Raw genomic sequence first — 7,799 nt, forward strand, 5'->3', positions numbered from 1 at the left:
GTCCCCTCCCTCAGCGGAGCTTCGGGTCGAGGGCGTCGCGCACCGCGTCGCCGAGCAGGATGAAGCTGAACACCGTGACCGAGAGGAAGATCGACGGGAAGATCAGCTGGTACGGCGAGTCGCGCAGCGCGGTGGTCGCGGAGCTGATGTCCGCACCCCACGAGATCTCGGTGGGCGGCAGTCCGATGCCCAGGAAGGACAGCGTCGCCTCGGTGGCGATGAAGGTGCCGAGCGAGATGGTCGCGACCACGATCACCGGGGCGATCGCGTTCGGGAGCACGTGTCGACCCAGGATGCGCGGGGTGCCGGCGCCGAGCGCCCTGGCGGCCACCACGTAGTCGGACTTCTTCACCGTGATCACCGAGCCGCGCATGATGCGCGCGATCTGCATCCAGCCGAAGACACCGAGCGCGGCCACCACGGTCCACACGGTGCGGTCCTTGACCGAGCTCATGAACACCAGCGCCGCCAGCAGCAGCGGGATGCCGAAGAAGATGTCCGTGATGCGGGCCAGGATGGTGTCCAGCCAGCCGCCGAAGTAGCCCGACAGCGCACCGACGAGGCCGCCGATGACCACGATCAGCGCGGTCGTGGCGACGCCGACGATGATCGAGGCGCGGGCACCGTAGACGGTGCGCGCGTACACGTCGCAACCCTGCACGTTGGTGCCGAACCAGTGGTCGCCGGACGGGTCCTTGTTGGTGTCCAGGATCGGGCAGTGCCGCGGGTCGATGTCGGTGAACACACCCGGGAAGGCCGCCATGAACACCAGGAAGAGCAGCAGCACACCCGACACGTAGAAGCTCGGGCTGTTGCGCAGCTCGCGCCACGCCTCGGCCCAGGCTCCGCGGGGCTTGTCCTGCGGTCCCTGCACGTCCGGTGCGGAGTACGCGCCGCGCTTCTCCAGCGTGGTGCCCTCTTCGTCCGCGAGCAGCATCCCCGGCAGCTCGATGGCCGACTGCGGCTGCTCGTCGCTGCTGGTCGCCAGTTGTTCGCGCTGCTGCTTGTTCATGTCAGGCATACCGGATCCTCGGGTCCAGGACGGCGTACAGCAGGTCGACGATCAGGTTCATGACCAGATAGATCATCACCAATGCCGCCACCGCGCCGACCACTGTCGAGCTCTCGTGCTTGGTGACCGCGAGGTAGATCAGGCGGCCGACACCGTCGACGTTGAAGATGCCCTCGGTCACGATCGCGCCGGCCATCAGGGCACCGAGATCCGCACCGAGGAACGTCACCACGGGGATGAGCGAGTTGCGCAGCAGGTGGCGGGTGACCACCCGACGGCGCGGAAGACCCTTGGCGGTCGCCGTGCGGACGTAGTCGGCGCGCATGTTTTCCGCGACGCTGGTCCGGGTGAGTCGGGCGACGAAGGCCAAGGAAAGCGAGCCGAGCACGATGCCCGGCAGCAGGAGCTGACTCCAGGTCGCGTCGCCCACGGTGGCGGTGGCCTCGAAGATGCCCCACTCCGAACCCAGCCAGAACTGGGCGACGGTGCCGAGCACGAAGACCGGGATCGAGATGACCACGAGCGTGCCGGCGAGAACGAGCGTGTCGACGAACTTGCCGCGGCGCAGGCCGGACAGCAGGCCCAGACCGACACCGACGACGACCTCGATCGCAAATGCGATCATCGCGAGCCGGATCGACACGGGGAAGGCCCGCTTGAGTTCGTCGGCGACGGGACGGCCGTTGAAGCTCGTCCCGAAATCACCATGGAGCAGGTCGGTGATGTAGTACCAGTACTGCACGATCAGCGGGTCGTTCAGGTGGAACTCTTCCCGCATCTGGCGCACGAAGACAGGGTCGGCACCCTTGTCGCCGAACATGGCCGCGATGGGGTCGCCACCGAGCTGGTACACCATGTAATAGATCAAGAACGTCGTCCCGATGAACACCGGGATCATCTGGAGCAGTCGCCGTACGACATATCGCCCCATTGCCAGCCTCCTGCTGTCGTCGTCGGCCCGAAGCGAGGGATCGGACCAGCGACCGGCGCCGTGGATCGCACGTCGCCGGCCCGGCCCGCCACCGGCAAGGTCCGGCCGCACCCAGGGTGCGGCCGGACCGATGTCAGTGCCGGGTCATATCCGGATCACTACTTGACGGTGACCTCGGTGAAGACCGGGTTGCCGTAGGGGTCGAACTGGACGTTGGAGACCTTGGTCGAGGAGCCGCCCTTGGTCACGTAGTACCACAGCGGGATGGACGGAACGTCCTTCGCCATCTGCTGCTCGGCCTGCTGCCAGAGCTTGACACCCTCGGTCTGGTCCGGGGCGGCCATCGCACGCTTGGCCAGGTCGTCGAAGACCGGGCTGGAGTAGCCGGAGTCGTTGGACGCGGCACCGGTCAGGTAGATGTCGGCGAGGAAGTTGTCCGGGAACGGGTAGTCCCCACGCCAGCCGGTGCGGTACGCGCCGGTCATCTTCTTCTCGGTGATGTCCTTGCGCGCCACGCTGAACTCGGGGTACAGCTTCGGCTCACAGGCGCCCGGCTGCTTCAGCGCCTCGTTGATGCTGTTGCAGACCGCGGTGACCCATTCCTTGTGCGGGCCGTCCGCGTTCGTGGCGATCGTGAGCTTGCCACCGGGGATGCCGCCGCCGGCCTGGACGAGCTCGCGAGCCTTCGCGGGGTCGTACTTGGTCAGGTCGCCGGTGATGTCCTTGCTGTAACCCGGGATGTTCGGGGCCAGCCAGTCGGTCGCCGGCTGCTCGGCGCCCTTGTAGATCGCCTTGACGATGCTCGCCCGGTCGATCGCCATGGACAGGCCCTGGCGGACCTTCTCCTTGCCCGGCGCGCCCCAGCCGGCGTCGTACAGCGGGAAGCCGATCTTCTGGATCGAGTACTGCGGAGCCTCGATCGCGCGGTCGCCCAGGTCCTTCTTGAAGCTGCCCACGGCCGACGTCGGGATCTGGTCGATCACGTCGAGCTTGTTGTCGCGCAGCGCCGTGTAGGCGGCGTCGTACGTGGTGTACATGTCCAGACGCACACCGTTGGACTTCGGCTTGTCGTCACCGGCGTACTTGTCGTACTTCTTCACGGTGATCGACTTCTTGTGGTTCCAGCCGCCGTTGGCGGTGTCCAGCTGGAACGGACCGTTGCCGATCGGCGCCTCGCCGTACTTCTTGGGGTCCTTGAAGAACTCCTGCGGCAGCGGCGAGTAGACCACGTAACCGAGGCTCGCCTTGAAGGACGAGACGGCCTGCGTGAGCTTGATGGTGAACGTGTTGTCGTCCACCACCTTGAGGCCGGACATCTCCTTGGTCGTCGGCGCACCGTTCTCCGGGTGCACCGCGTCGTAGCCCTCGATCTTGGCGAACCAGCTCGAGTTGATCTGCTTGTTGTCGGAGTTGGCGCCCCAGTTCCACGCGTCGACGAAGGACTTCGCCGTGACCGGCTCGCCGTTGTGGAAGGTCCACCCCGGCTTGAGCTTCACGGTGTAGTTCGTCGAGTCCGGGCTCTCCACCGACTGCGCCATGGCCGGCACGGGCTGGCCGGTCTTGGAGTCGTAGGTGTACAGACCGCGGAACATGAGCTGCAGCGGGTAGAACCCACCGGTCTCGTTCGAGTTCGCCGGCTGAATCGGGTTCTGCGGCTCGGTGCTGCTGGCGGAGTAGTAACCGGCCGGAAGCCCGCCGCCACCGCCCTTGCTGCCCTTGTCGTCATCGCTGCTGCCACACGCAGTCGCCGCCAGGCCGAGAACGGCCATGCCGACGACCCACTTCACGCGCGTTGTTCCGCGCATGGGTTGCCTCCTCGTGGAATCACTACCGAAGTGAAGTGCAACGGGGCGTCCCGATCGGGAAGCTTCCGTCACAGCTGCTCGTAGAGTCGGCGCCCCCGAGCGCGTGACCAGGTTCCGAGCACAAGCGGATCTACTATCCGTCACCAAATGGCTTCGACCAATCCCCTACAGGTTTCAGTTTGATCACGTAAATCCGTGATCAATCTCGAAACCCGCACATATGAGACCAGTAATGAAGCCGTATCAAACGGACACCATGTACCGCTGCCCGGAGCATACAGTCCGATGAACGAACACCCATAGCACGCCCCCTACCTCGTCTCGACAGGCGAGAAACGCTACCGAGGGTGACGATACTCGCCCGGGCCCGACGGCGCGGACCCGCTGGTCGAACGGGTTCAACGCGCGTAGCTGACCTGCAGGAAAGCACGAAGAACGGGATGCCACCAAATCGGTGGCATCCCGTTCGGGACTGCGCTATAACAACCGGCCGTTACTCCGGGTCGGAACTGATCCCCGCTTCCAGGGCCGCTTCGATCCGCTCCTCGGGCATGGTCTCCTCCGCTTTCGCGGTGGCTTCCAGTGGTCCGGGGAAGTGGCACGCGACGCGATGGCCCGCCAGCAGCGTCTCGATGCCGATCAGCGGCGGCTCCTCGTTCGCGCACACGTCCTGCGCCTTGGGGCAGCGGGTGCGGAACCGGCAACCCGACGGCGGGTTGATCGGACTGGGCATGTCCCCGTAGGCGTGCACGCGTGTCCGGTTCGCGCTCTTGTCCGGGTCCGCCTCCGGCACCGCGGCCAGCAGCGTGTGCGTGTACGGGTGGTGCGGGTTCGAGTACAGCGACGCGCGATCGGCGATCTCCACGATCTTGCCGAGGTACATCACCGCGACCCGCTGGGAGAAGTGCCGGACCACCGCGAGGTCGTGCGCGATGAACACGAACGCGATGCCCATGTCCCGTTGCAGGCCCTGGAGCAGGTTGATCACCTGGGCCTGGATCGACACGTCGAGCGCGGAGACCGGTTCGTCGGCCACGATCAGCCTCGGTTGCAGCGCCAGCGCGCGGGCGATGCCGATCCGCTGCCGCTGGCCGCCGGAGAACTCGTGCGGGAAGCGGTTGTAGTGCTCGGGGTTCAGCCCCACCCGCTCCAGCAGTTCCTGCACCCGCTTTTTTCGGCCACCCTCCGGATCGATCCCGTTGACCTCCATCGGCGACGCGATGATCGCGCCCACCGTCTGTCGCGGGTTCAGCGACGAGTACGGGTCCTGGAAGATCATCTGGATCTCGGTGCGGATCGGCGCGATCTGCCGCCGGGTGGCGTGCGTGATGTCCTTGCCGTCGTAGCGGATCGTGCCGCCGGAGGGTTCGAGCAGCCGGCTGATCAGCCGGCCGGTCGTGGACTTGCCACAGCCGGACTCGCCGACCAGGCCCACGCTCTCCCCCGCCGCGACCGACAGGTCGATGCCGTCCACCGCGCGCACGTGCAGCATCTTGCGGCGGACCAGACCGCCCCCCTTGACGGGGAAGTACTTGACCAGGCCCCGCACGTCGAGCAGCGGCTCGCCGGGCGACTCGGGCGCGGGGTCCGGGGTCGGCGCCGGGGACTCGCTGATCGTCTCGGTCATCGTCGTTACTCCTGCTTTCTACCGTCGTCGGCCGGGCTGGGGCGGTCAGCCGAGCAGCGGACGGACGTCGTCGATGAAGATCCGCTGCTTGTCCTCGGCACTCAGGTGGCACGCGGCGCCGCGGCCGTCCACCAGGGCGAGCGGGGGGCGCTCGCTCGAACACCGATCGCCGCCCACCGCGTCGACGTAGTCGCACCGCGGGTGGAACGGGCAGCCCGAGGGCGGCGCCAGCAGGCTCGGCGGGGTGCCACGCACCGGCCGCAGCGGAATGTCGACGTCGCCCGACAGGTTGGGCATCGAGGACAGCAGCCCCCACGTGTACGGATGCCGGGGGTTCTTCAGCACCTCGCGCACGGAGCCCTTCTCCACGCTGCGCCCCGCGTACATCACCAGCACGTCGTGCGCCATCGACGCGATCACGCCGAGGTCGTGCGTGATGAACAGGATCGCGGTGCCGAACTCGTCCTGGAGGTCCCGCAACAGATCGAGGATCTGCGCCTGGACCGTCACGTCGAGCGCGGTCGTCGGCTCGTCGGCGATCAGCAGGTCGGGGTCGCAGACGAGGGACATCGCGATCATCGCGCGCTGGCGCATGCCGCCGGAGAAGTGGTGCGGATAGTCGTTCACGCGGGTCTTGGGGTTGGGGATGCCGACCCGGTCCAGCATCTCGATGGCCCGCGCGTGCGCGTCGTGCCGATTGGCGCCCGTATGCCGGCGGTAGGACTCGGCGATCTGCTCGCCGACCGTGTAGAACGGCGACAGCGCGGTCAGCGGGTCCTGGAAGATCATCGAGATCCGTCGCCCGCGCAGGTCGCGCAGTTTGCGCTCGGGCATCCCGACCAACTCGTGACCGTCGAACCGGATCTCGCCGTGGATCCTGGTCCGCTCGCGGTTGTGCAGCCCCAGGATGGTCAGCGAGGAGACCGACTTGCCCGATCCGGACTCGCCGACGATGCCGAGCGTGCGGCCCTTCTCGACGTCGAAGGACAACCCGTCGACGGCCTTGACCACACCGTCCTCGGTGTTGAAGTGGACCTGGAGATCGCGGACCGACAGGAACGCGTCGGGTCGGTCGCCGGATCCGCTCGAATCCCGCTGCCTGACCAGACTCGGGGTGCCGTCGGTGGTGTCGGTGCCGGCGGCCATGTCCTGCTCCCGGGCCTGTTCGTCGGAGACCGTGGCATCCCTGGATGCCGCGGCCGTGGTGGGCTTGGTGGACGCTCCGGAGGGAGCGGGGCTCGTGGCCGCGCTGCGGCGCAGTCTCATCGCGGGCCGCCCGTCATGACAGCCGCACCCGGGGGTCGATGGCCGCGTACGCCATGTCCACGGCGAGGTTCGCGAGCATCGTGAAGGTGGCCGCGACCATCACCACGCCCATCATCATCGGCAGATCCGAGTCGACCACCGAGGTCACCGCGAGCATGCCGATGCCGTGCAGGCTGAAGGTGGACTCGGTGATGATCGTGCCGCTCATCAGGACGCCGATGTCGACGCCCAGGACGGTGACGATCGGGCTGAGCGCGCCGCGGAACGCGTGTTTGAGGTAGACGCTGCGGCCGGACAGACCCTTGGCCTTGAGTGTTCGGACGTAGTCCTCGGACAACACGTCGACCATGGTGGATCTGGTGAGGCGGCAGTACATCGCCATATGGATCGTCATCAGACACACCCACGGCAGCAGCAACGCGGATACCCATCCTCCGGGATCACCGAAGAACGATGGGGGGTCCGTCGGTCGGTCGAGCCATCCGAGTTGCTGGACGAAGACGTAGATGAACAGCGGGCCCAGGACGTAGATCGGGGCGGAGCCACTGAGCAGCGCGACACCGGTGGTCACCTTGTCCGTGGCCTTGCCGCGCTTGAGCGCGGCCAACACGCCCATCCCGATGCCGATCCCGATGCTCAGCACGATCGCACCGATCGCGAGCGACAGGGTCACCGGGAATCGGTCGGCCAACTTGTCGAAGACGTTCTCGTTGTTGGCGAACGAGTAGCCCAGGCACGGCGCGTCGCACACCTTGTCGCCGATGGTGCGCCCCGTGAAGATCCCCGAGATGAAGATCCAGAACTGTTCGATGAGGGGTTTGTCCAGGCCGAGGTTCTGCCGGACGACTTCGCGCATCTCCGGGGTGCAGTTGCGACCGCACGAAAGTCGTACGACGTCGTCGGCGCCGGAGGCCGCGAAGAAGAGATAGAAGGTGATGCCGCTGACGACGAGCAGGATCGCCACTACGCCGATCAGCCGACGGACCAGGAATCGAAGCATGAGGCCGGGCTTCCTCCGCGATGTGCCCAGAGGGTGATCCGTCCCGTCGCGGTGGGGGGGGGGCCCCCCGGGGGGGGGGCGCGCCCCCAACCCGTCAACCAGCGTGAAACTCCAGCGCGGGGGGGGGCGCGCAAAGTTAGAATAACGGTTTGTGAGTG

The 7,799-nt window shown here is 66.8% G+C and carries 6 protein-coding genes; all 6 read right to left on the minus strand.

The annotated features are described in order from the left end of the window. Nucleotides 1–10: 10 nt before the first annotated feature. A complete protein-coding gene (locus ACIBM5_RS36035; RefSeq protein ID WP_391586755.1) occupies nucleotides 11–1,021 on the minus strand; it encodes an ABC transporter permease in 1,011 nt (336 codons plus the stop codon). Continuing rightward, complete coding sequence (locus ACIBM5_RS36040; RefSeq protein ID WP_391586754.1) at nucleotides 1,014–1,943, minus strand: ABC transporter permease; 930 nt, start codon at nucleotides 1,941–1,943, stop codon at nucleotides 1,014–1,016. The genes ACIBM5_RS36035 and ACIBM5_RS36040 overlap by 8 nt, the downstream gene beginning before the upstream one ends. 158 nt (nucleotides 1,944–2,101) lie before the next feature. Then, a complete protein-coding gene (locus ACIBM5_RS36045) occupies nucleotides 2,102–3,748 on the minus strand; it encodes an ABC transporter substrate-binding protein (protein ID WP_396010927.1) in 1,647 nt (548 codons plus the stop codon). Between the two features lie 493 nt (nucleotides 3,749–4,241). Continuing rightward, a complete protein-coding gene (locus tag ACIBM5_RS36050) occupies nucleotides 4,242–5,375 on the minus strand; it encodes an ABC transporter ATP-binding protein (RefSeq protein ID WP_391586752.1) in 1,134 nt (377 codons plus the stop codon). Between the two features lie 45 nt (nucleotides 5,376–5,420). Then, on the minus strand, nucleotides 5,421–6,641 hold the full coding sequence (locus tag ACIBM5_RS36055) for an oligopeptide/dipeptide ABC transporter ATP-binding protein (RefSeq protein ID WP_396010928.1): 1,221 nt from the start codon (nucleotides 6,639–6,641) through the stop codon (nucleotides 5,421–5,423). 13 nt (nucleotides 6,642–6,654) lie between these two features. Then, entirely contained in the window at nucleotides 6,655–7,641 is a 987-nt protein-coding gene (locus tag ACIBM5_RS36060) for an ABC transporter permease (RefSeq protein ID WP_391586750.1), read from the minus strand. Nucleotides 7,642–7,799 lie beyond the last annotated feature (158 nt).

Source organism: Embleya sp. NPDC050493 (assembly GCF_044458105.1).
Taxonomy (GTDB): Bacteria; Actinomycetota; Actinomycetes; order Streptomycetales; family Streptomycetaceae; genus Embleya.